This window comes from Paenibacillus silvae, from assembly GCF_014639235.1.
GTDB lineage: Bacteria > Bacillota > Bacilli > Paenibacillales > Paenibacillaceae > Paenibacillus > Paenibacillus silvae.
This window is the reverse complement of the sequence record NZ_BMFU01000002.1, coordinates 245987-271504: the sequence shown is the minus strand read 5'-3', so window position 1 is coordinate 271504 and position 25518 is coordinate 245987. Positions and strand designations below refer to the sequence as shown.

Sequence of the window (25518 nt, the reverse complement as noted above, 5' to 3'; positions counted from 1 at the left end):
ATATTGTTACGAAGACATGAATTCGGAACCAAACTGCTGTAGTTTGGTGAAAAAGTTCATATATTATTTTCATTTGTAAACTGTAACTGCCTGGAGATAGCTCTTATGAGTCATCCTGTGTTTCCTATTATTCAAGTATGATGGTTCTAGACGAACGGATGGAGCAAACATATTCAAAAAAGGAGACCGGAAATATGGACAAGCTTTCTACCCCAAAATTAACACAGCCTTCAACTAATACAGATGCTCATCCTGCACTGTGGCAAACAACCCTTCACATTAAAGGGATGACTTGTGCAGCCTGTTCTGCTCGTATTGAAAAGGGATTATCTCGTATGGAGGGCGTACAACAGGCTAACGTCAATCTCACTATGGAGAAGGCGACGATATCCTATGATCCTGCCCATATCGGTATAGATGATTTTCAGAACAAAGTGGAAGCGCTGGGCTTCCAAACCGTCACCGAATCTGTCGACTTGAATATTACAGGCATGACATGCGCGGCCTGTTCAGCGCGAATTGAGAAAGGTCTGTCCAAGCTGCCTGGTGTGTCACGTGCCAATGTGAATCTGGCCCTGGAAACGGGTCATGTCGAATACGTTTCGGGAACATTGAAGGGCTCTGATCTCATCCATAAGATCAGACAATTGGGTTTCACTGCCCAATTAAAAGAAACCGAAGAAGAGACCGTCTCCCTACGAGAACAGGAAATACAACGAAAAAAATGGAACTGGATTCTGTCGGCTATTCTTTCTCTCCCGTTATTATGGGCGATGGCAGGGCACTTTTCATTCACTTCCTGGATCTGGGTGCCTGATGTATTTATGAATCCATTGTTTCAATGGGTACTCGCGACTCCTGTGCAATTCTTCCTGGGTCGCCAGTTTTACATCGGTGCGTATAAGTCATTGAAAAACCGAAGCGCCAACATGGATGTACTGGTTGCTCTGGGAACAAGTATGGCTTATTTCTACAGTCTCTATTTAACTTCATTAACTAGCACAGGTGGATTATCCGGTCACAATCATGGAGGTAGTTCAGTTGTAACGGATACTGCGAATGCTGCGTCACAAGCTCCGGGTGATTTTTATTTTGAAACCAGTGCGGTACTAATTACTCTTATTCTGCTCGGCAAATGGTTGGAGGCTTTAGCCAAGGGACGTTCCACTCAGTCAATCAAAAGCCTAATAGAAATGGCTCCGCGTAGTGCAAGAGTGATTCGGGATGATCAGGAAATCAGTCTCGTGCCTGAATACGTCTTGATGAACGATCTTGTTATCGTGAAGCCTGGCGAAAAGATACCCGTAGACGGTGTAGTGGAAGAAGGATTCTCATCCGTTGATGAATCCATGTTGAGTGGTGAAAGCCTTCCCGTGGACAAGAAACCGGGTGACTCCGTCACAGGAGCTACAATGAATAAAAACGGTATTCTGCGTTTGAGAGCAACACGTGTGGGCGCAGACAGCGCACTATCGCAAATTATTAAGATTGTGGAACAGGCACAAGGCTTCAAGGCTCCCATACAGCGGATTGCCGATGTAATTTCAGGTATTTTTGTCCCCATTGTAGTCAGCCTTGCAGCCATCACGTTCTTGTTCTGGTACCTGTTGATCAGTCCTAATGACTTCGGTGGTGCTCTGGAGAAGGCGATTGCGGTATTGGTCATCGCCTGTCCTTGCGCTCTCGGGCTAGCCACTCCAACCTCTATTATGGCGGGTTCAGGGCGTGCAGCCGAGTACGGCATTCTGTTCAAAGGCGGAGAATATTTGGAATCTGCACAGCACATTCAAACGGTCGTACTGGACAAAACAGGAACGGTGACAAACGGTAAGCCGGTTCTGACAGATGTTAAAACTGCTGCGAACTGGACAAGAACAGCACTTCTGAACCAGGTAGGTGCGGTGGAGCAAAGCTCTGAACATCCACTGGCTGAAGCGATTGTCGAAGGGATTAAAGCATCAGGAATGAAGGTTTTTTCGAAGTCTGAGCACTTTAAGAACATGCCAGGCTACGGAGTGCAAGCTACTGTACAGAGCCAGGACGTTCTCATTGGTACACGACGTCTTCTCTCAGATCAACATGTGGCCGTTCCGCCAGAAGCGCTCACTCAAATGTCTGAGCTGGAAAAACAGGGAAAGACCACGATGCTCGTAGCCGTAGATGGACAGTGGGCTGGCATGATTGCTGTTGCAGATACAATCAAAGACACGTCAAAACAAGCCATCCGCAGGCTACAAGTCATGGGTATCCAAATCGTTATGATGACAGGAGACAATGAGCGCACAGCGCGATCGGTGGCTAGACAAGCGGGTATCGAGAACGTACTGGCTGAAGTTCTCCCCGAACGCAAAGCGGCAGAAATACAAAAACTTCAGGAATATGGACAAAAAGTAGCTATGGTGGGAGATGGAATTAATGATGCTCCTGCTCTGGCTGTAGCCGATATCGGAATGGCTGTTGGGACTGGAACACATATTGCCGTGGAAGCTGCGGATGTCACGCTGATGCGCGGGGATCTGAACAGTATAGCGGATGCCATCGAGCTTAGCCAAAGAACGATGCGCAATATCAAGCAAAACCTGTTCTGGGCTCTTGCGTACAATGTCATCGGTATTCCGATTGCAGCCCTGGGTTTCTTGGCGCCTTGGCTCGCTGGCGCCGCAATGGCCTTCAGCTCAGTATCGGTTGTATTGAATTCTCTGCGTCTGCAAAGGATGAAGCTTTAGCATTCCTCCTTGAGATGAACAGCACTAGTGGGACGAGCTAAGTTTGAAAAGGTCAAGAAGTCGCTAACATAGCGACTTCTTTTTTTCATGGACCAGGTTAGCTGTATGAGTATAAGTTATCATTTTACGTCGTAACGAGAGGGAAGTAGTGTTTGTAGAGGGATTGTTTGTTTAATGGTGATGTCCGGCTGCTGGAGCAGGCGCATCCGTGTGTTGATCGTTCTCAAGCTGTACAAGACGCTCTATGGCCTGATCTCCAATAGCAAAACGTTTGGTTGGCATAACCTGAGCATCCGCGAATTGGATTCGTGATTGCACCACATATAGTCCTTCTTTCTCAATAACATAAGAGGCTTCATACGAACCGGGAGAAAGCTCATCGGCCTTAATCGTTACGGCAGAATCCTCATCGTTCTCTGGCCATATCACAAATTCAGCTGTCTCCGCATGTTCCATCGGTACATTACGTTTGGACACTTGTACTGAAAAAATGTTAGAGCTACCTATTTTAAATTCTTCAGGTAATTGAAGATCCACGCTTATATGTGGGGGAAGGCCGTTCTCATCGGTTTCTGCAACCTTGGCAGTACATCCGCACAGCAACACAACAAGCAGTACAGGAGACATCCATTTGTACATTCGATTTATTTTTATATTCATATTTAGACTCCTTTAGCTATTAAATCGAGAACCAGTGCCTGAGCGACTTGATTCTGCAGAGAATGAATAGATCAAGAACAAGCACGATTAAAATGGACAAGCCTACTAGCGGCATGATGGCGCCGCAAACCAGCATGATTATCAGCACACCTATCGTTACTTTTGGATTTTTGGGTTTAGTCGGTGCTCCAAGCTTACCCGCGGGCTTTCGCTTTCGCCACATGACATAAGAGCTAATGGATATGAGCATTAAGCCGAGGCAAGCAATCAGACCCAGTAGCTGGTTCACCAGACCGAATAGTCTTCCTTCATGAAAGGCGATACCATACGAGATAAGTTTGGCCATAATTCCATAATCCGCAAAGCGAACATCGGTCAGTACCGCACCGCTGTATTGGTCAATATGAAGTGTGGCGCTGTGACCTGGCTTGGAATGGGAAGTAGATACGGTGAACACACCCGTTGCTCCGGCAGGATAGGTAATGGTATAGGGCTTGATAACTCGCTGATCATCTGCGATAAGGGCAATGTCGTTGAGTCCAAGCGGAACGTACTTTCCAGACATTGAAACGGGTACGGGAACATTCTCGGCTGCCCAAGGCAGATCCTCGGCAATATCTTTTGCTACTGTAACGGATTCCGGTTTTTCTCCAAAGCTGTAGGCGAAGGGAGGCGTATTCGTATTGGTCGAATTGGCTAATTTATCAATCTGACCGCCGAGGATCCCTGACCAAGGAAGGCCACTTAAAATAATTATCAGAATCAGCAGAGATAGCCAGAAGGCAGGGACAGCATGTAAATCACGCCAAAAGAGACGGCTTCCCGGTTTACTAAGGCGTGGTAAAATCGTTCCCCAAATGGATGCTTTATTTCTTGGCCACCACAGGAATAGTCCCGTTAAAATTAAAATAATCGCCCAGCATGCGGCAAGTTCGACAAGTCGGTTAGCGAACGTCCCACCAATCACAAGCTCACTATGCATTTTTTTGAAAAAGGCCGAGAAGGTCTTGCTGCTATCCATCGCGCCGCGCGCATGCCCCGTATAAGGGTCAACATACATCGTCTTGGAAATTCCATCACTAGTGACGGAAAGCTTATAAGTAGACTCTCTGTTGTTTTCCAATGTGATCGAGGATACCACCGTTCCGGGATAACCCTTGACTATCTTTCCCACAATACTCTCTGGTGCCATCGGAGTTGTCCCGACTTCACGGACCGTCAACATATCCTTGTACAGTAGTCCTTCAATCTGAGGCTTGAATAAATAGACGGCGCCGCTAAAAGCCAAAATAATTAAAAAGGGCGCAAAAATAATACCGGCGTAAAAATGCCACCTCCATGCGGATTGATAGACGGACTGGCGTACTACGGATGATGTTTTTCTTTTCATTTCGGGTGTAGAAGAGCTTGAATGTTCTGCGGGCATCGTCCTCATCATCTAACTCCATTCTTTAATAGATAAAATACTTTTTAAGTATACGTGAGCCTTCTCAATTAGAAGATGGCTCAATAGAGCTATCTCATAGTAAATAAGAGGTTTTTTGTTCATTGTTTGTTCAATATTTGGAATAATATTTTTAGAATGAAAATTTGCTAATTATAATTTTTCAATAGGTCATCATGTTAGCGATGTAGAAAAACGGTTAAGCATAGCGAATGATTAACAGAGAAAATGAATAATTTGTAAAATCCGTTATAATGGAAGTAATTACTGGGTACAAAACATCTAATTGGTGAAAAACTGTTTGAGGCGATTCGTCGTCATAAAGAATCAGGAGAGGGATCTATTTTGTATAGATTCGATGAGCAGGGAATCAGAAACATACTGTTTAGGGGAAGAAATAGAAAAAGTGATTCAGCTTCGATATTCACGAATGCCGAAATGTGGGCACCGCAATCGGGTTATTCGAGTCATGGACGTTATAATGCTATTAGTAAACCTGGCGATACATATGTACAAAATACGAGTTTTGTGAAACAGTGTGTAAGTTGAAAAAAGGCTCACTCAGATTTAATCCTTTTTTCAACTTTTACTTTTCCTCACCTTAATCCCAAACAACTTCTGTTCCCGCAATAAAATCATGAATTGCACGGCGATCCTCTCGTAATCCGACCATAAATGCACTGACAATAACTCCAACACCTAAAGTTAGTACGTACACAATTCCAGCAACCAAAACTCGCATTAACATTGTCGTTATTTTAGGCGGTTCATGTGTATCATACGTTTGAATTCGAATTCCGCATATGCGTTTGCCGATCGTTCGACCATACCAGTAAACTGGTAAAATAATTGAATATAACGCACTTAATATTCTGGCGTTCAGATCGTCTGTGTCATAGTGACCTGTGAGCATATACACGATGATGGCCACAGGAATCGAAATAATCAAACTATCCAAAATGCCTGCTCCTAATCTAATCCAAAAACCTGCTTTGTACAAAATGATTTCCTCCAAACGATTTTTACATACCTGGTACAACATTTTATTATACATGAAAATTATTCCAAACATATGATTTATATTTAATTCTTTATATATTCACTCTCTTGAAGTTTGTGAATTTCAGAACAAACTTTAAGGGGAATTTGTCTGTTTTCACGTTAACTACATTGCATATGTTAGCTCCTCTCCTAGTTTTCTTATTTATTCGCCATATTATATAAAAAGAAGCCATATTGGACATATGGCCTCTGCTTTGCGCGTTTTGGAACAGATTACTCCCCCATCCCCCATTCACATATGAAAAGCTTTCCAGAACGATCCTTCGGTATTGATTATATTCATGATCTGGCTGAACGGAATTGTAAACGTCGGGAATCCTGCAGCATACGGTGCAATATCATATGGGTTGAAGTACAGATGCAGCGCGTCTGCTGTAACAAAAAACGGCTGATTGGCACTGATGCCTGTATACGTATCCGGGAAAACATAAGAATACTGCGGATCATTTTTGATCTGCTCCCCGACAATCTGGCTTAACACCTTCACATAGTCGCTGCCTGCTTTAAACAAATCCTTTAACTCATACAGCTGCCCATCCGACAGATTAATAATGGCATAGATCATCGTTGGCATGCCGTGTGCGGCTCCAGCTGGATAGTTGTAACCGGTTAATTGCAGTTGAAGCAGCTGCTGCTGGTAAAACGTAATATCGAAATCCCCCGTATACGTATAATCCAGTTGCTGATCGGCAGGAATCGGTTTGACCTGGGAAAGCTCCTTCAGCTTACCATTCAGTACATCCTGCTGCGCCTGACTTGTTAAGCCTTCGACCTGCGGATAATAGACAAGGTAGTCCCGGTTAGGCTTGTATTTCTCCTCACGCACTCGATAAGGCGGCTCAAGCGGTACGATGGTGTTTTGATACCAAATAATCTGCCCTGCCCGGTTCACATAGGATAAACGCTGATCCACAAATACTTTAATCAGATCGGGTGCCACGACTTCAAGTGATCCCGCTCCCTCAATATGAGGATACCCAGGAGCAGGTCTGCCGCTCAAATCCAGCAAATACGTCTGAGTTCCATTCGATGCCGAAGCAAGACCATGTTTGTAATTTTCTACATTTCGATAGATGAACTCCGTTAATCTCCTGCCATTCACATCAGCAATCGCATACAATGAGCCAATATAAGGCTGCTCCGGATCAATAGCTTTCCCAAGTGCGTACCTCTGCTCTCCCAGCTCACGAATGTCATTGTAAGCCGGTTGAATCACAAATGATCCTTGCTTATTAATGACCCCATAATTCGAGCGATAATCTTCTGACGTATTTACAATCGCTTGCCCGCCACTAAAAGGAAGTGCAGAAGAGAACTTCGGCTGAATTCGGACATTCCCCCGTTCATCAATGTATCCGTATTTGCCTGAAAGCTCCTTCTGAAAAGCAAGCAAGCCATCCCCAAGCGGTCCTACATAGGCATAGGGATAGGTTGATATCCTATTTCCATTGCGATCAATAAGCGCATATTCCTTTTCTTTGATCTGTACAACCGCTTTACCATGCTGGAAATCATTCGCAGACATATATTGTGCCCGAATCACTTCTTTGCCCGAGGCATCCAAATATCCGTAAAGAATGGAGCCTGGTGTTGTCTGATCCGTGCCCGTATCGTAAAATACCGCACGTCCGTCCTGCACATCTGCAATAAACGGATAGGCCCTTGGGGTCAGGACCGCCCCGTGTTCATTAATCATTTTAAAACCTTGAGAATCTATAGCTATAGCCCGCTCTTCGGAAAAAGAATTAATAGAATCATATAAGGGCTGAACCACATACTGTCCCTGTAAATTAATGACCCCTGCACGATTGTCCTTCTCCACAACGGCCAAGCCATTTGGCTGGAACGCCTGAGCCTGCTGCAGAACAGGTTCAAGGCGAATATGTCCTTGTGCATCCATATAACCCCAGCGTATCCCGTTTGTCGTGCGAACAGATATCGGATATAACCAGGCTGCCGCTTGAGTACGGTCACTGGTGGTCATGGTCTGTTTAATTTTTTTCTCCAGTTTGAGCAGTTCTTCTCTGGAAGGATACGCTTCCGGTAGGCTTAATGCTTTCTGGACGGAAGCCAGCGCGGCTGGATATAACCCGGCATGAAACTGGGCATCCGCAAGATAATACCAGTAGAACACATAGTCCGGATATTGTGCTGTAAGCTGCTTGTAATAATGCACGACTTTGGGAAAATACGTAGGATATACATCCGTCGCTGCAACCCACTGCCCCTGCTGCCACCGAATAATGTCCACCCGATAGGCTTCACCAGTATCATGAACCCATAACGCGATTTCAACCTTTCCATCTCGGCCCTGCATGCCGGGCATATCCACAATCTCTGCATAGCTGTAATATAGATCATCAGGCACGATATCGGTCAACCCGGATTCAGTCCATTCATACACAGCGAGCTTTGACCATATTGCGCCAATCTGCCAGCCCACAATAAGATTATTCCTTGCCGTTGATGTGACCGGGGCTGCCGTCAGCAGCGTAACCCCATAACCTAAACCTCTGGTAAGAGCCATTTTGATCCACTGACCTTGAACAAATTTCAGAATTAACAGATACAGCTCACTATGAAGCTGATATACTACAGCTATCTCCGGCAACCCGTCACCTGTAAGATCGGCCGCATACACAGCTGGATGTTGAACCGGTTTATCAATCGTGATGACCGTTGCCCCGGCCGGAATATGCTGATTCACAATTTGCAGTAATAGCGGTTCACTCATCGACATCTCCGCTTCCTCCCTTATGACCGCATTCGCCTAATGGTATGCAGCATAACTCGGGATATGACACGAAAATGCTTTCACCTTCTCTCCAAAGACTCACTTTCTTCCCATCCATTAAAATATAGCTCACATAACACAAAAAAATTGCAGCGGCCTAGCTGAGCCAACTGCAATTTTAATCGTGATTATTTATAATTAGGGTTAATGCTCCAAATCTGTTCCCATCCTCCCACCAGAAGTTAAACTAATCCATAACCAGTCCGGAGATAACCTTTTCAAAATCAAGCTTGTACGTTCGCATTAAGCTGAACATATTGAGACAGGCGACAATACTGATCTAGCAATCGCTCCTCTTCACCTTCACCCAATGCTACCCGGCGCCCGGCTTCGATAACACTTGTTATCAATTCGTGCAGAAACTGCATCTGTAGTCGCTGCGCGGCAGCAGCACACTGTTCAAGCAGTTCAATATCCCGAATAGTAAATTGAGATAACCCCCGAAGCAGTAATTCCTCGGACCAGCTGGATAAGTGCTGCATCAATTCATTATCTTCGTGCAAAACGTCCCATCCTTCCATTGCTGGAATCCAGCTTCAAACTAAGCAGCGTCTGACCTTTCAGGAAGCTGATCGGACTGATGCGCTTCGTTTCCAATCGTACAAACGCATAGAAGTGCTCCAGCTTCTGAGAACCGAACCCTGATTCCAGCCGATGAATCATGGACTGCCAATCCGAGGAATACGGAAGAGTGAGTGGCAGGCACTGCCCGTCTGTATTTTCTACCGTAAGAATCAAATCCTGTGTCTGTTTGTTAAATGTATGCTCTACAATGCGAGTAACCTCAATGAGGGCCAATCGTTCTTTCGGCTCCGTGAACAAGGATATCGAGTCCGGTTGATGCTGGAGTGCAGATGGTATATCCATCAGATACGACCCAAAATTTACCTCGGTCACATGTGTTCGCGGCAACAGGGTCAATTTGGCCCCATCGCCAGAAGATATACGACGTTCTTCATTCACTTTAACCGACTGGAACAGCACTTCTTCTCCAGTAAATTGACTAAACGTCAGGCTTGGCAGCCATGGGGTAAATGCAGCATAATGCTCCGCAAACGAGAATTGCTGATCCTCATAATAGACCGCACGCACATCGCTATACGTATACATCTCTCCATCATCCAGACCATAGAAATAATACGTAATCCCGCGAAAGCCGGATCGGGTCTCCCAAGAATCTGCTCCCAGGCCATAGAGATGAAGAGAAGGCACGGTAAAATACTTGCTGCGAAAGCTGCCTACAAGCTGACTCTGCTGCTTCACAGATATATCGCCTTGCATAAGTACTTCTAACGCAAGATAAAGCTTGCTTATTCGTTCCAGCATCGTCTGCATGGAGAAGCGCACATGCCGCTTGAAAAAAAGCTGAAGCTCACCCTGAATGCCGCGCAAGCTGCGCTCAATATCCGGAAGATTACCGCTGTGTGCGGCAATGGCAAGCGTCTCCAGCTGCGCCAGATAAGATTGAGGCAGCCGGGCAAGCCCAGTCTTCAGCATACCTGCCAGAACCTCGCGGCATTCCTGAACGGTTTGAAGCGAGAACTTCGCTTCATATGCACGAACACTCAGAACCTCCATATCATGGATTCCATGAATCATCCGGTAGCGCAGCAACGCTTCAAGCTTCGCCATCTTTCCGGGCGTCTGCTTCACCTTGCATAAAGCTTTTGTCAGATTAGGCTCATCTGTAAAAGACACTTCAATGTCCTGAGTTTTCAACTGCACAGTGAGCAGCGTATCCTCCTTGATGCGAATTTCTTCAGGATAACGCAGCCGAAAAACGACTTCCTCAATCATGGATGCAGTGTACGATTTAATCATCGTTGCAAGATCGGTCTCAAGCATCCAGCGAAAACGGGAAGGTGTATCTGCTGGCTCTAGTTGCAGCTTGTAGTCAGAATGGTCCTGCTCCATAATCACAGGCAGCTCCTGTGCCACGGAATCAGCAGGCTTGGCATATTCATTCGGCAAGCCAGAAGAAGATAACTGCGTTTCCGCTGGTTTCAAGGAAGACTCTTCAGAAGTTACATGAGATATTGCTGATGCTGCAGCGGATTCCTCCCCTTCTGCCGCTTGCTGACGCTGGTCATACAGAATGGCAATCAGCACATGTTTGCAAATATGCTCGGACGGACAAGAGCACTGCCATTGATCGAGCGAGGCATAGAGGGTACATTCGGTACCCTCACTTAGCTCACACTTAACCGATGCCTCACCCCAGGTATAATTCACATGTATACCTTGATCCAGTTCCTTCAGTGCCCTCTTATATAATCCCTTGTTCGCATAACGAATGAGATAATCCTCGGTGCATAGCTTCGAGAAATGCCTGAATTTCTCTTGGAATTTATTCATACTCACGTGCTCAGCGCCCCGTTGCTCTCAAAATATCATAGATGGTCTCACTAAACACACGGCCAGGAATTTTGCCCAAAGCAATCGATTTATGATCTGCATAATAATAGTGCTGTCTCGTACCGTGTGGCTTGAAGAAGTGCAAGGATTCCAGCGTAACATCTTCCATTCCTTCATAATAGGTAATGCTTGTACCGCTGAATTGAAGCTCGGCAACCAGATCACCGTATTCCTTGTAAAATGCATTGAACCAGCCGCCATCCTGGGCAGGCCCCTTGATCCAGCCATATTTCTCCAGCGCTTTCGGAAGAGCCGTTGGTGAGAACTCTTCTTGTGGAAGACGGTCATACTCTGTTTTGGCCTGATCCTCAGCTTCAACCAGATGGATGGCACGCTTCAGCTGCTCGAACGGCTGCTTCACCTCATAATCCTCAAGCTGTGTAGTCCAGCCCTCCAGCGTTTCCTGATCCAGTTCAAGCGGATGCACGAGCCCTACCTGAGCCCCTGATGGCAGCTCTGTTTCATCCTCATCTACTGTGTTAAAGGTTCCATCCTCCATATACCGGAACGTATGAAGCAGCTCATCTTGCTCATAGATGCCCCAGATGAGTCCAACTGCGAACTTTTGCATAATGACGTTGTCTACAAACAGAGCCGTCCATTCCTCTGCTGTCCAGAGACGTTGTTTGGATAACGATTCTTCCAGACGCAGCGTCTGGATCGTCACCATCGTTTTGAGATCCTTCTTCAGCTGAGTGAAACGTGCTTTGGATTGAGCCGCAAGCTCAGGATCATCCTTTTGGGCTGGAGCAGGCAAGCTTTTTACCGCTTTCCCTGTATCCTCATTTAAAACAACCACCTGCAGGTCTGCATTCACTTTTACTTGGAAAGAACGCTCTCCGTAACTAAGCTGCAGCGTGCCCTTCTCATCAAATCCAAGGGAAGTTACCAGTCGATCCTCCAGCTGCTCAGCCGTTAGTCCAAGGTTCTCGGCAGCAAGATGCAGCGCCTCTTCAGCTGCGCCCTTCACCTGACGGTTCTTCACACTTCGTTTGATCTTGTCGATGGCCATCAGTGCAGCAGGTTCATTCAGGAAAGCGAGCACCTTCACCGCCTCCGCGGCAATTGCACCTCGACTGTTCTCCGTCCACTCCTTAATCTGCGGCGTCAGAATATGAACGATCTCAATATCTCCGAATAAAGCGGACAGATACATGATCCATTTTTCCTTGGCAGGTGCTTCTTCCTGAATCCATAACTGCAGCAGCTCTTTAGAAAAACGAATAAGCGACGTTTCGCTCACATATTCTCTCAGCTCATTCAATCGTTCGTTGGGCCCAGAACCGTGATCAATGGATTGCACTAATACATACTGCTTGATCCGATCATCCAGCGGCTGGCCGTCTGCTTCGCGAATCAGGGTAGGCAGTTCCTTCAGGGGCAGCCAGCTGATGCGGGACATTTTTTTGGCATCGGCCAGCTCAGCAAGAGCGGCGTGTGCATACTCCGGACTCAGCTCAGCGGTATCGAGCAGAATTTGAATCAGATTTTTCCACTCCGCTGATTTCTCGTTCTCCAGGAGCTCCATATACAGCTGCTTGCTGTTATCCAGACTGCGGATCGCTGTCAGCGCCATTTCTTTGATCGCAGCCTTTTTCTCTGCACGGTAAATCATCATATACAGCTCTTGATCTGGAATGCGGTTAAACTCAGCAAGGGCGATGCTGTTCGCTCGCTTGGATGCATCCTGCAAACCTGCCTGAACGGCTGCCACCAATTGTTTCTTAGACAGTGTATCGCGCTGCTCAAACGCAACCTCCAGTGTCAAAATGCGTGTATCCGTTGGCAGTTTTTTGTACTGCTTCAGTGCATGTTCCATGTTTTGCTGTAAAATACGGCGATACTCATCCTGCGGCATCGACAGATACGTATAATCCGTCATACCATTCAGAGAGATCAAACTGGTTAGCAGCTGCTCCCGTTTGACCTTAGGATCATTCCCGTACGTATTCAGGATCTGCTCACCGCTAAACGCATAGGAGTGATACATATCCGATACGATATCAAGCGTCCAGTCCGGGTGTGTCAGCAAAATAGAAAAACGGTGCATCGGCTCTGAATCGATTGGCAAGAAGCTGATGCTGATCAGAAGGTTAACTCGTTTCCGATCCCGGTTCACGTGATTGAACAAGCCACGGCTGTCTTTGTCTGCCCAGTATTCCTCAAGGGAATATTCTCCGCTTAGATATCTGGCAATAGCAAGCCCTTGTCTGCCGCCTTCCAGCGGCTGGCGCAGCACTTGGAATACAGCTTCTTCGATAGTAACATCCGACTGAGGCAAGGCAATATCCTGATCTGACATCATCTTCTGTAAACATAACTTCAAAAATGGAGCTTTGACAATTTCATAGGCCCGTTTGGACTGCTCAGGCTGACTGGCGATGGCCGCTTTTAGCGTATTCCAGGATACTCTGTACGAGTTCAGCTCCAGCCGCAGAGTTTCAATCAATTGATAGGGTTCATCCAAAGGCACCAGCCTGTCCAGCAAGTCATTTGCATTTCTTGAACGAGGATTCATGCTGAGCAGATACTGACGAACCTCTATAGGGTACAGCTCATGCAGATGCTGGATTATTTCATGCAGAACTGCACCTGCACCACTTACATTTTCAAGAAAACGCTGTTTCCCCCCATGAATATTCGTCAGATATAATAACGCACTGCTTACTAACACCATCGTTTGATGGAACACAGCATGGGAAATATGATGTTTAGGCGAAAAAGTAATTTCAGGATAATACTTGGCAATCAGCTCGCTACGGTTCTGCTGAAGAAATTCCTCTTCCAGCAGCTGAGTGGAGCTGTTTTGCTTGCCTTGGACACTGCCTGCAATCAATGGTTCGATCAGGCTGTAGAGCTCTTCACGAAGCTTTACGGTATCATTTTCCAGGAGATGCTGGAACAGCCGGGGCAGTCTATCCCTGCTTTCTTTGATCTCGTCGGTGTTCGTAAACTCATCCTGCAATTGCAAACACAAATGAATGAGCATCATAGCATCAAGCACATCTCCGAAATTGCCTTCACTATCTGCTTTTTTGGAGTCAAACAGCCATTGTGCGCGTTTCACACGTCGCTTGAGCTCAGTGAGAATCTCCTGCTCACCCGCGAATTGCTTCATTTTTTTCAAACGGGATGATAAGGCTGCCATACGATCCGGGTGCTTGCTTTTCCCATTTAATCCGTAGGCCTCCGAGTCATCACCCAGACAAGCATCAAATGCACTTACACCCCAAGGGCTTCTTCGAAAATAATTCGATTCGAGATGCATCGCCACTGCGCCAGCACGGAAAAAGAGATCTCCTTCTTCCTTCTTGCCAAGTTTAGTTAAAGCATCTACGGTTCGATACACATAATGACTCGTTTTCCCCATCATATCCGGAAACTTGTCGGTCGCCCCCATAACATAATCAATAATCTCGGAGCTGCGATCCGTCTTCAGCGAATAATCGTCTGAACAGACGGAAGCGAACTTCTCTACCAAACTCTCAACTGCACGGTCAGCGGTAAGCATAATCATTTCCTCCTTAAAATGAGATGTTAAAGTAATTCAATTGAAGTTAGATCATTTAGTTGAATTTCAGGTAATGATATCTCCAATCCATTCTGCGAGTTCATTCGGGGTAATCGCAGCGACATGTGCGCCCATGTTGGCGAGCGTTTGCGCGGCATGTTCGTTATACACCGAATTTCCATTAAAATCGAGCGCTGTAAGCACCAGCAGCTTGCAGCCTGCATCAATAATATCCTTACACGCCTGATACATCTGATTGATTGGGTATCCTTCCTCAAGATCACTGACCAGAATATAGATTGTTTTGCCCGGATTCTCGATCAGTGTCTCTCCGTAACGCAGCGCTTTGGCAATATGAGTTCCTCCCCCGAGCTGCACATTCATCAGCACATCCACAGGGTCCTCCAGCCGATCACTCAGATCAACCACCTTGGTGTCAAAAATAAACAATTTTGTCCGCAAGGCATTCAAACGATAAAAAATACTTGCCATAACGGAGCTGTAAATCACCGAATCCATCATACTGCCGCTCTCATCAACACCGATAATGATGTTCCACTTGTTATGCTGCTGTATATTGCCATCAAAATAAAGACGATCAATCACAAATCTTCGTTTGTCTTTATCATAATTTTTTAGATTGCGTGTAATCGTACGTTTAAAATTCAAATTGCGCAGGGAGCGCACCGAGCTTGCTGCATATCGACTGCGTTTGCCCATAATGCTTGCCCTGACGTGAGATTCGAGTTTCCTGCGCAGATCATCAACGACCACCCGCACAATATCCTTGGCACTTCGCAGCACATCATTTTTCATTCGGCCTTTAAACTGCATGATGTTTTTGAGAAGATTCATATTGGGCTCAAGCGACTCCAGCAGCTTTCGATCTGTCAGCAGTTCCGTCAGCCCGTAGCGATCCAGTGCCTGCTTTTCCAGAATTTCAACCGTGGATTTGGGAAAAAGCTCCCTGACCTTATGTAACCAATGAGGAACGGTAAGCTCTGACGAACCGCGCCCGCCTTCTCTGCGATAGCCTTGCTCTTCCCCATATTCACGGTTGTACAGGTATCCCAGAATTTCATCCAGCTCGGTATACTGAAATTCGTCAGATGCATATGAATCGGCTTCACACAGCCCTTCTTCTGCAGATTCCCCCAGAATCAAGCGCCACCGGTTCAATGTTTCAACAGCACTGCGTTCAGCGGTTAAAGGCAGCTCTGTCAACGTTTCTTCCTGTTCGTGGCGAGAGCCGTTTATATTAATTTCCATGCAGCAAACTCCTTTCGAAGTGCCTCATCCTGCGTTCTGAACTGCATCAGAAGCTGCTCATCCAGCGCTGGGGTAGACATCTCATCCGGCTCCACCTGATGCAGCTTGGCCACACGTTCCGCAATCAGACCCGTTTCCATCGGTGTAAAATAAGTAAAGGCTAACCGCAATTCAGGAATCATCGCAATAAAATCATCGTAGGATAACTGTTCGATCAACCCGTTCAGCTCGGACAGCAGCTGATCTTCATATAAGAACGCATCCCGCGCCACCGTGAAGACCCCCTGTAGAAATAAAGCTGTCTGACGCATCTGTTCAGGAGTCCCGTGAATATATCCCCGGGCACGCTCCACAATCTCGTCCCTTGATCGATCACCCAGTCCTGATGCAATAGCGATACATACCCCTTCCAGCTGAGCTGGCAGCTTCGGATCACGTAAAAGCTCGTTCAGCTGATTGCGAAACGTTATATCCTGAAACTGCTCCTCTGATGATTCTGCCAGCATCGCAAGCAGCTTCAGTCCCTGAATAATCCCATCATGCTCATCTGCATTAGTTCGGGACAGCTGAAGCAGCTTGTCCACCGCATTGTTATACGCTTCCGACACCAGTTCTGGAAGATGGGGATCATCCGATAAACCCAGCAACCTGCGGTGCTGATGAACACGGTTCAGAATGGTCAGACTGCTGCATAAAGACAAGAAATGTCCATCTGTTCGCAGCGCTGCCCGCACCTTCGCATACAGCTGCAGCGCTGTCTCCTGAAGTCCCATCAGCAGTGCATGAAGCATCAGCTGCGCAAGCTCGCCGCTGTGATGATTCGGAATGTCCTGCATTTGCTCTTCCATTTTGCGAGTAGCCGCAGCAGCAAGTGTACCGCCATATAGGGAATTTTCAATAAGCCTGGCTTCAATCCGCGAAGAATACATATACTCCCAGGTTTCGCGAACGAGATTCATATCACGCTGTGCGATCCAGTCAGGGCCGGCCTGTCGTTTCGCAAACTCAGGTACCAGATAGGCAATACATTGAAATAGCTGGCTAAGCAAGCGATGCTCCGGCTTGGCATACAGATCAAGCACCTTTTTGTGCTGACCAGTCGTTCGGATCTGGAGTTTAAACTCCGTGCAGCGGGTTTTGAAATCCTCTACAATCGGAATATGAAAAGCATTAGGCGCTACACTTCCAATGCCATCACCGGTTAGCAGAAGCTGCAGTTCCTGCAGCGGCTTGTCGGTAGCAAGCGTTAACTCCCCTTTGACAAAAGAAGTAAGCGCCGCATCCATCAGCTCGTAGACTCCGCCTTCCTGCTTGCCACGAAGCTGTGCCAGCCCCTGGATCATGCTGTAAGCTTCAATCGCATCGCTCGTAGATACGTGCTCCTGATGGTCCCGAAGCTTGCGCGTCAGCCTGGATAACACATTCAGTGTTGTTAAACGGTAAGCTGAACCTGGAGTGCGCAGCAGCTCGCCCCATATTTGATCATAGAAAAACACGTAAGGCATGCCACTGGCATAACCGTTCAGACGATCCGCCTCGGCAAACGTATATACCATCGGATACATCTGCTGCTGCATCTCTGATGCAGCTTCTTGCAAATGCACCTCCTGTTCCGCCTCATAGACGTTCTCATGTAGTAAACCGTAGGTATGAAAACCACCTGTGATCACAAGCAGCCGCTCATGTTTCTCCCCGGCTTCCCTGATTCGTTTTCTCATATGAGCTTCCCTTAACAGGTCACCGCTCGCAATTAATCGTTCCGGGGTATAACACATTCGGGATAATGTACAGTAGGTGAATACATCCTGCACGAATGCACAGGTTGACTTCTCCAGCCCGCCGATCTCAAACACCTTTTCCCACAACTCATCAAAGCTGCGGCAGTTTGTTTTCTCGCATAGTCGGTTAATAAAATCCGAGCTGGCCAGCAGCGTTTCATCCTGGAACGAAACGTCCTGCTGTTCCGTCTGCGCCGGATTAGCAGGGCTGTCTGTACGCCTTGAGACATGTCGATAATCCAGATCCATGAAGGATGCTCGTATATCCCGTCGTTTCGCTTCCTTCAATGCAACATATTCGGGTGAATATCGAAGCATCGGATAATAACAAGCTTCCCGGCCATGCTCATCTTCATAGGTGTAATAGAGACTGACTGGAGGTACGGTCGCCTCATCCGTCAGCACGGAAATAAGCGAGTTGCCTCTTTCGGGTCCCTCAATCAAAATCATTTCTGGCTTGTAGTCTTCAATCACTCGCAGCAGATGATGTGCACAGGCTGGACTGTGATGCCGTATTGGAAAATAGAGCGTTCGATTGTTCAGGTTGTATACATCTGACTCCAACAAAGAATGCAGCTGCTTTAAAGCCGCAGCATCCGATAAAACGGCCGTGTCAGCAGGCGGTACCGTGCCTAACCGATCCATTTTCTTTCCTCATAATAATTTTTCCAGATTTCCTCTTCTGCGGAGCGAGCCTTCACAATTTTGGAGAAATAATTTTTCAGAATGCTCAGATCCTTGTCATTTTCCTTGGCAATCGTACCCAGCATATTCTGAACCAAACGATCCAGCGCAATCGATTTACCCTCGTAATAATACGATGTCATCGCACTCTGCACATATACAGATACCGCTTCTGCAGTGCTCATCGACGCTTGCGGTGTATCCAGCTTGTAGCCTTCACGCGACATGCCTGTGCGCAGCTCCATAAACGTTGTTGCCAGCAGCTCCACCACATCGGTCTGAATTTCGGTATCAATTCCACTATGTAATAACAGATTTCTCGCCTGAGATTCAATGATCTTCGCTTCCATTTTCACATTCTGGATCGGCTTGATCGTTTCAAAGTTAAAACGCCGCTTGAGCGCGCCGCTCATCTCGTTAACGCCTTTGTCCCGAATATTGGCGGTAGCAATGACATTAAATCCCGGTTTAGCAAAAAGCACTCCCCCATCCAGTTCCGGAATGCTCATGACCTTATCGCTAAGAATGCTGATCAGGCTGTCCTGTGCTTCTGCCGGACAACGTGTAATTTCCTCAAAGCGGGTAAGTATCCCCTTTTTCATTCCGTTATACAGAGGAGAAGGCACGAGCGCAGCTTCAGATGGCCCCTTATCAAGCAGCATGGCGTAGTTCCATGAGTATTTGATCATATCCTCGGTCGTTCCAGCCGTGCCTTGTATCGTATTCAAACTTGTGCCGGAGATTGCAGCCGTGAGGAGCTCACTTAACATCGTTTTGGCTGTACCCGGCTCACCCACCAGCATCAACCCGCGATTACCCGCAAGTGTAACAACCGCACGTTCTATCAGAACATCATTACCATAGAATTTACGTGTGATCGCAACCTTCTCCCCATCCAGCATAGCTGGCTGATCCCGTCCAATAATAAAATCCCGTACATAGGCCGGGGATAATAACCAGTTTGGGGGACGATGACCCTGATCCTCCTGTTGTAACGCCCGTAACTCGGCCTCGTACAATGTCTCGGCAGGCGGTTTAAGCATCTCCATCTTCAAGATGTCTCCTCTCATGTAAACAGATCGTATGTTCCTATTTTCCTCATATTATCACAGCTTTCAGCCCATGACGCTGAAAACAGGCAAAAATGGTTGAAACGTCCTTCTTATCTGCACTCCCCTGTAAGTCTCAGGTCTTACTCATGAACACGCTTGAGCACAAATATGAATACTCCAGACTACAAAGGAAGGGCACTACCAGTCAATAAACAACTCTATACAGGCTTTAATCACCATTTGAAAAATAAAAATCAAAGAGCACAGATTCCTGAGAACCTGTGCTCTTTCACTACATTCTGCGTCCGCAGGAAGACGAATACAGCTCGTACCACTCATCACGTGTGAGTTCAATTTGGGTCGCGTCGCGGTAAGCCAGAATGCGCTCCGGGCGAATAGAGCCAATCACCGGCTGAATGCCAGCAGGATGTTTCATCAGCCAGGCCAGCACAATCGCTTCAGGCGTGACATCTCTTTTCGCAGCCATTTGTGCCACAAGCTCTGATGTTGCTTTAATCTCCGGCCGCTGTCCCTCAACCACTCTGCCTGTGAATCTTCCTTGCGCCAAAGGGCCCCAGGCCTGCAGCTGAATGTGCTCCGCCTGGCAGAATTCCATCGTACCGTAAGGGAATACATTCTGTTTGGAAGGTTCACGGTTCACGGTTACACCCGCTTCGACAAAGCCGATTTTATCAAGGCTCATCTCCAGCTGGTTCACAATAAAGGGAACACGACTGTACATCTGAAGAAGGCGAATCTGCTCGGAGCCCATGTTGGACACGCCAAAATGTCTCACTTTGCCTGCCTGATGAAGCTTAGCCAGCGCTTCTCCAATCTCCTGCGGATGGGCAAGCGGATCAGGACGGTGCAGCAGCAGAATATCCAGATAGTCGATGCCAAGCCGGGAAAGAATGCCGTCAACACTTTTCAGAATATGTGCTTCTGACGTATCGTAGCGCTGAGGACCTTCATCCTCCCCGGCCAGTCGGATGCCACATTTCGATTGAATAATAATCTGTTCCCGTAACCCCCCAATCTCGGACAGAACACGTCCAAACACACGCTCCGCCTTGCCTCGTGTGTAGATGTCCGCAAGATCAAAATGATGAATTCCTATTTCCAATGCTGTTTCTACCGCCTGGCGGCCTTCAACCACCAGATCATTCGTAATGGGCTGTCCATCCCATGCTCCTCCAAAACGCATACACCCCAGAACAATGGGACTTGCGGGAATCTGATGATAATGCAAAGGCAGCTGTCTGTATGTCATACGCGTATTCTCCTCTTTTTCCAAATTTGCTACACGTGCAAGCGCATTCCTCACTTAAATTGTTCTTTTCTGGAGCTATGTACGATATTCCTGCATCTTTTTGGATATTTATCATTATGAAACAAGGTTTCGATGCTTTACGTATGGAATACATACAGAGCAAAAGGCTCTAACATCACAGGAGAGGAGATTGTGCATTTGAATCCGAATGAAACCAATGAGATTCATCAAAACGATGAGAAGCATGCGTCCAATCAGAACCATGAGAACACAAACTCCCATTTGTTCACAGCTTCATTCACGAATAACCCTTATCCGGTCTATGAAAAATTAAGAAAAGATGAGCCTGTCTTCAAAGTCATGTTTCCCCATGGCGAATTTGGCTGGATCATTTCCCGATATGAGGACGCCGTTCAGGTGTTAAAGGATTCACGGTTTAGCAAAGATATGGTCAAACGTTACGGAGCAGATCGCCAAAGCATTTTCTCCAGCACGATGCTGTTTTCTGATCCGCCCGATCATCGTCGCTTGCGAGGACTTGTGCAGAAGGCTTTCACACCTCAACTTGTCGCAGGCATGAGAAGCCATATTCAGGACATCGCTAGTGATCTCCTGGACAATCTGCCTTCACAAGAAACGATGAATCTGATTGATGACTATGCCTTCCCGCTGCCCATAATTGTTATAAGTGAGATACTTGGAGTGCCATTGGAGGATCGGGACAAGTTCCGCATGTGGTCCAACACCTTTATTGAAGCCTCCACGATGAAGAATACAGTGCTGCTGCAGCAACACGTTCAGGAATTTACCGAGTATCTCACGGCCTGGTTCGCCAAAGTGCGCAAAGACCCTGGACAGGATCTGATCAGCCAGCTCGTGATTGCTGAAGAATCGGGAGACCAGTTAAGCGAAAAAGAACTGCTCGGCGTCGTGTCGCTTCTCATTATTGCTGGACATGAAACCACTGTCAATCTAATTGGCAACGGTATACTGGCGCTGCTGGAGCACCCAGAACAGCGTGATCTGTTAATAAAGCGGCCCGAGCTTATCCATCAGGCCATTGAAGAAATGCTTCGATACAACGGACCTGTTGAGTTCAGCACATCGCGGTGGGCTTCAGAGGATATCGAATTTCGGGGGCAACACATTGCTAAAGGTGATCTGGTGATTGTTGCGCTGGATTCAGCGAATCGGGATGAGGAACAGTTCAAGGACCCGGATGTTTTCGATATTACTCGGGAGAAAAGTTCTCATCTCGCTTTTGGCAAAGGCATTCATCTCTGTCTCGGTGCACCGCTGGCACGTCTTGAAGGAGAAATTGCTGTAAGCACGTTGTTACATCGTTTTCCAAACATGAGGCTTCAAGCGGATGTCGATACACTGGAATGGAGACCGGGCATGGTCGTTCGTGGTGTCAAAGAAATCCCGGTACAACTGATATGAGCGGCTTCTTGATGGTTGTTTTCCTGCTAATTATTCCCATTCTGTGGTCTAAAATGAGTAGTTTGCAGCGTCAAGTCGATGACTTGAAATCCGAAGTGGAACGCCTTCAGAACAGCACACCCGGCGTGGGAAATACTTTTACTATGAACAGCTCTTCTTCAGTCCATAACGCTTCTCCCTTTTCTCATCCTGTTGATGGAGATTCGTTGAATTCAATGAGTACAATCCATACAATGAATACTAGTGACCACGGTTCCCAGGATCGTGATCTGGATCGGGAGCTTTTGGACATGCTGCGTCGAGGCAACAAAATTCAAGCGATCAAGCGACTGCGCGAAGCCCGAAACCTTTCTTTGAAAGAAGCAAAGGATTACGTAGAAGCACTGGACAGGTAGGGGAAGAAGTCAAGTAACGGCAACCTCTAGAAATTGACGAAGATCGTCAACTGGAGGAAATGTCGTGATAAAGAGGGGTTTCGATATCCAACCTAGCATCGTAACTCAGTAGGTATGCTCTATTACAGAAGTCATGTCTCCTATTCAACGAAAAAAGGAACTGTGCGGTTGATCCGCACGGTTCCTTTTTATTGAGCAGTAACAGCACCATCAATTGCATATACAGCGCCGTTAATGTATGGTGCATCGTCTCCAAGCAGGAAGGATACCAGATTAGCGATCTCTTCCGGCTTGCCCAGACGTCCAGATGGAATGCTATCTACTGTAGCCTGGAAAACCTCCGGATTATCTTTACCGAATTGAACGACCATCGGAGTTTCAATGGTACCTGGCGCAATGGCATTAACGCGGATGTTTTCCTTGCCATATTCAATTGCCGCTGTACGTGTCAAGCCAACGACACCGTGTTTGGTCGCAGCGTACGGAGCCACTGCCGGAACACCTACTATGCCCGCTGTAGAAGCCGTGTTTACGATTGAGCCGCCCCCCGTTTTGAGCATTTCTGTAATGACATATTTTAATCCATAAAATACACTTCTCAAATTGATATCAATAATTTGGTCAAATTGCTCAATCGTATGTTCAATTAATTTGATGCCGGGGCCAGCAATGCCGGCATTATTGAAGAACATATCAATTCGACCGAACGCTTCGATCGTCTTTTTCACATAATTTTCTACTTCAGCGGCTTTACTCACATCAGCCTGAACAAAAATCGCTTTACTTCCCAGCTGTTCAATCTGCTTCACCGTTTCAAGTCCTGTCTTATCAACCAGATCAACAACAACGATGGAAGCACCCTGTTCAGCCAATTTCAGCGCTGCTGCCTGACCTAACCCGCTACCTGCTCCTGTAATGATTGCTACTTTTCCTGTGTGACTCATGATGATCTCCTCCAAATAATGTGTCATTTCTAACTGTGCTTGTACATTCCCCGGATCACTTGGATCAACTATGTAAGAATCAGGAAGGAAGATTCTTCCTCCTGACTGTACCTATTCTAATCAAAAATATGTTCAAAAACAAACTTAAGCTCTGAACTTGCTCCCGAACCTAATGCACATGACAACTGCCTCATCGAAGCAGATTCGTTTTGGCAAGCTCGATCAATTCATCCCCGCGCCCATTGAGAACAGCCTTCATCATCCACAATGTGAAGCCTTCGGCCTGTTTAAGATTGATTTTTGGCGGCAAGGACAGCTCCTGACGATTAACAACAGCGTCAATCAGAACCGGACCATCATGCTGCAGCGCACGTTCGATAGCTCCTTCCAGTTCCCCCGGATCTTCTACGCGTATTCCTTCCATGCCCATGGCCTGTGCAACCATTGCGAAGTTTGGATTCACAAGCTCCGTACCGGATTCCAGGAAACCGGCGGCTTTCATCTCAAGCTCTACAAAGCTGAGTGCGCTATTGTTAAACACCACTACCTTCACTGGAAGGTTATGCTGCTTCAGCGTGAGCAGATCGCCCATTAACATCGCTAATCCCCCGTCTCCTGACAACGAAATGACCTGTCTTCCGGGATTAGCAACCTGAGCACCGATCGCTTGTGGAAGTGCGTTTGCCATCGTGCCATGATTGAACGAGCCGAGCAATCTGCGGTTCTGACTCATCTCCACATAACGTGCAGCCCATACGGTTGGAGTACCTACATCACAGGTGAATATCGCATTCTCTGCAGCGGCATCACTGATAACTTTGGTCAAATACTGCGGATGAATCGGTTTTTTGCCTGGTTTACCCACAGCCAGCTCGTCCAGTTCCTCACGGACCTTGGTATAATGCTTCACACTTTTACGCAGATGTTTATCGCTATGTTCGGCCGTCAGATGTGGGAGCAGCGCTTCGAGCGTTGCCTTGACATCCCCGCACACACCATAATCCAGTTTGGTACGACGGCCGAGATGAGAGGTTTGAATATCTACCTGAAGCACAATTGCGTCCTCGGGATAGAATTGCCGATATGGAAAATCAGTTCCCAGCATAAGCAGCACATCACAGTCCATCATCGCATGATATCCTGAGGAGTATCCAATCAGTCCGGTTAGTCCGACCGAATACGGATTATCATACTCCAGATATTCCTTGCCTCGGAGTGCTATGACCATAGGCGCTTTCAAGCGCTCACAGAGCTCCAGCAGCGGTTCACGTGCACCAGCACAGCCCGCTCCGCATAGAAGTGTAATTTTTTTATCCTCATTCAAATATTCTGCCAGCTTGGCGAGCTCCGGCTCTGATGGATGTACGACAGGATGCGGCGTATGATATACATGCTCGGGAACAGGCAGATCGGCAGCGGTCAGTCCCGCAACATCTCCCGGCAGCACGATAACAGATACACCCGAACGCGCAACCGCAGTCTGCAGCGCCATCGTAACCGATCGTGGCATCTGCTTGGCGGTTGTAATGACTTCACAATAATGACTGCACTCCTGAAAAAGATACTCTGGATGGGTAGCCTGAAAATACTCGCTGCCAATCTCGTCACTCGGAATATGAGCCGCAATAGCCAGTACCGGCACACGGTTGCGGTGGCAATCATACAGTCCGTTAATCAAATGCATATTACCCGGCCCGCTGCTGCCCGCACATACGGCAATGCTTCCACTGACCTGGGCATCCGCACCGGCAGCAAAAGCAGCAACTTCCTCATGCCGGACATGAATCCATTCAATTTTGCCCGACCTGCGTATAGAATCGAGAACCGCATTCAGCGAGTCTCCAACAATGCCGTATATTCGGTGAATACCAGCGTTTAATAAAGCTTCAACAAGAACATCAGCTATCGTTTTTTTCATCGTGTGTGGTCACTCCTTTAATCCGTTGTTTAGAATAGGTTTCCATCCCGTGAATATACCTATTCTTATACCCCGGATTTTTGAAGAGCGAATCAACTTCATATGTCAATTCAAATATAAAAAGACCGATGTATCAATTGGACTAGAGATATT

At 47.0% G+C, this 25518-nt stretch carries 16 protein-coding genes; 3 read left to right on the top strand and 13 right to left on the bottom strand.

Translation table 11 applies throughout. The annotated features are described in order from the left end of the window. Window positions 1–194 precede the first annotated feature (194 nt). Complete coding sequence (locus tag IEW26_RS07275; RefSeq protein WP_188591871.1) at window positions 195–2726, top strand: heavy metal translocating P-type ATPase; 2532 nt, start codon at window positions 195–197, stop codon at window positions 2724–2726. A 171-nt stretch (window positions 2727–2897) separates the two neighbouring features. On the opposite strand, the gene IEW26_RS07270 is transcribed toward IEW26_RS07275, so the two are convergent. From IEW26_RS07270 to IEW26_RS07220, 11 genes are all read right to left on the bottom strand, one after another. Then, complete coding sequence (locus tag IEW26_RS07270; protein ID WP_188591870.1) at window positions 2898–3386, bottom strand: FixH family protein; 489 nt, start codon at window positions 3384–3386, stop codon at window positions 2898–2900. 19 nt (window positions 3387–3405) lie between these two features. Beyond that, window positions 3406–4821, bottom strand: coding sequence for a PepSY-associated TM helix domain-containing protein (locus IEW26_RS07265; RefSeq protein WP_373288454.1), 1416 nt, complete (start codon window positions 4819–4821; stop codon window positions 3406–3408). 610 nt (window positions 4822–5431) lie between these two features. Next, window positions 5432–5872, bottom strand: coding sequence for an RDD family protein (locus IEW26_RS07260; RefSeq protein WP_145403664.1), 441 nt, complete (start codon window positions 5870–5872; stop codon window positions 5432–5434). Window positions 5873–6124: 252 nt separating this feature from the next. After that, a complete protein-coding gene (locus tag IEW26_RS07255; protein WP_188591869.1) occupies window positions 6125–8632 on the bottom strand; it encodes a WG repeat-containing protein in 2508 nt (835 codons plus the stop codon). Window positions 8633–8910: 278 nt separating this feature from the next. After that, on the bottom strand, window positions 8911–9189 hold the full coding sequence (locus IEW26_RS07250) for a hypothetical protein (protein WP_188591868.1): 279 nt from the start codon (window positions 9187–9189) through the stop codon (window positions 8911–8913). Then, complete coding sequence (locus tag IEW26_RS07245) at window positions 9176–11047, bottom strand: hypothetical protein (protein WP_373288436.1); 1872 nt, start codon at window positions 11045–11047, stop codon at window positions 9176–9178. Before IEW26_RS07245 ends, IEW26_RS07250 begins: the two co-directional genes overlap by 14 nt. A gap of 4 nt (window positions 11048–11051) precedes the next feature. Then, window positions 11052–14612 (bottom strand): DUF4132 domain-containing protein, encoded by a 3561-nt coding sequence (locus IEW26_RS07240; RefSeq protein WP_188591866.1) that lies wholly within the window; start codon window positions 14610–14612, stop codon window positions 11052–11054. 66 nt (window positions 14613–14678) lie between these two features. After that, window positions 14679–15881, bottom strand: a complete 1203-nt coding sequence (locus IEW26_RS07235) for a VWA domain-containing protein (RefSeq protein WP_188591865.1) — start codon at window positions 15879–15881, stop codon at window positions 14679–14681. Beyond that, a complete protein-coding gene (locus IEW26_RS07230; protein WP_188591864.1) occupies window positions 15866–18304 on the bottom strand; it encodes a DUF5682 family protein in 2439 nt (812 codons plus the stop codon). The genes IEW26_RS07235 and IEW26_RS07230 overlap by 16 nt, the downstream gene beginning before the upstream one ends. After that, a complete protein-coding gene (locus IEW26_RS07225) occupies window positions 18292–19392 on the bottom strand; it encodes an ATP-binding protein (protein ID WP_188591863.1) in 1101 nt (366 codons plus the stop codon). Before IEW26_RS07225 ends, IEW26_RS07230 begins: the two co-directional genes overlap by 13 nt. Window positions 19393–19687: 295 nt before the next feature. Next, a complete protein-coding gene (locus IEW26_RS07220) occupies window positions 19688–20665 on the bottom strand; it encodes an aldo/keto reductase (RefSeq protein ID WP_188591862.1) in 978 nt (325 codons plus the stop codon). A 282-nt stretch (window positions 20666–20947) separates the two neighbouring features. Here IEW26_RS07220 and IEW26_RS07215 point away from each other — a divergent pair, with 282 nt between their 5' ends. Both IEW26_RS07215 and IEW26_RS30295 read left to right on the top strand, forming a co-directional pair. After that, window positions 20948–22108 carry a cytochrome P450 family protein gene (locus IEW26_RS07215; RefSeq protein ID WP_229729783.1) on the top strand — a complete coding sequence of 387 codons (1161 nt, stop codon included), beginning with the start codon at window positions 20948–20950 and terminating at the stop codon, window positions 22106–22108. Between the two features lie 215 nt (window positions 22109–22323). Then, window positions 22324–22503 (top strand): ribosomal protein L7/L12, encoded by a 180-nt coding sequence (locus tag IEW26_RS30295; RefSeq protein ID WP_229729715.1) that lies wholly within the window; start codon window positions 22324–22326, stop codon window positions 22501–22503. 188 nt (window positions 22504–22691) lie between these two features. Here the strand turns inward: IEW26_RS30295 and IEW26_RS07205 are convergent, their stop codons facing one another. Together IEW26_RS07205 and poxB are read right to left on the bottom strand one after the other, a co-directional pair. Beyond that, window positions 22692–23447, bottom strand: coding sequence for an SDR family NAD(P)-dependent oxidoreductase (locus IEW26_RS07205; protein WP_188591859.1), 756 nt, complete (start codon window positions 23445–23447; stop codon window positions 22692–22694). Window positions 23448–23637: 190 nt separating this feature from the next. Next, window positions 23638–25365, bottom strand: a complete 1728-nt coding sequence (gene poxB / locus IEW26_RS07200; protein ID WP_188591858.1) for a ubiquinone-dependent pyruvate dehydrogenase — start codon at window positions 25363–25365, stop codon at window positions 23638–23640. Between the last annotated feature and the right edge of the window lie 153 nt (window positions 25366–25518).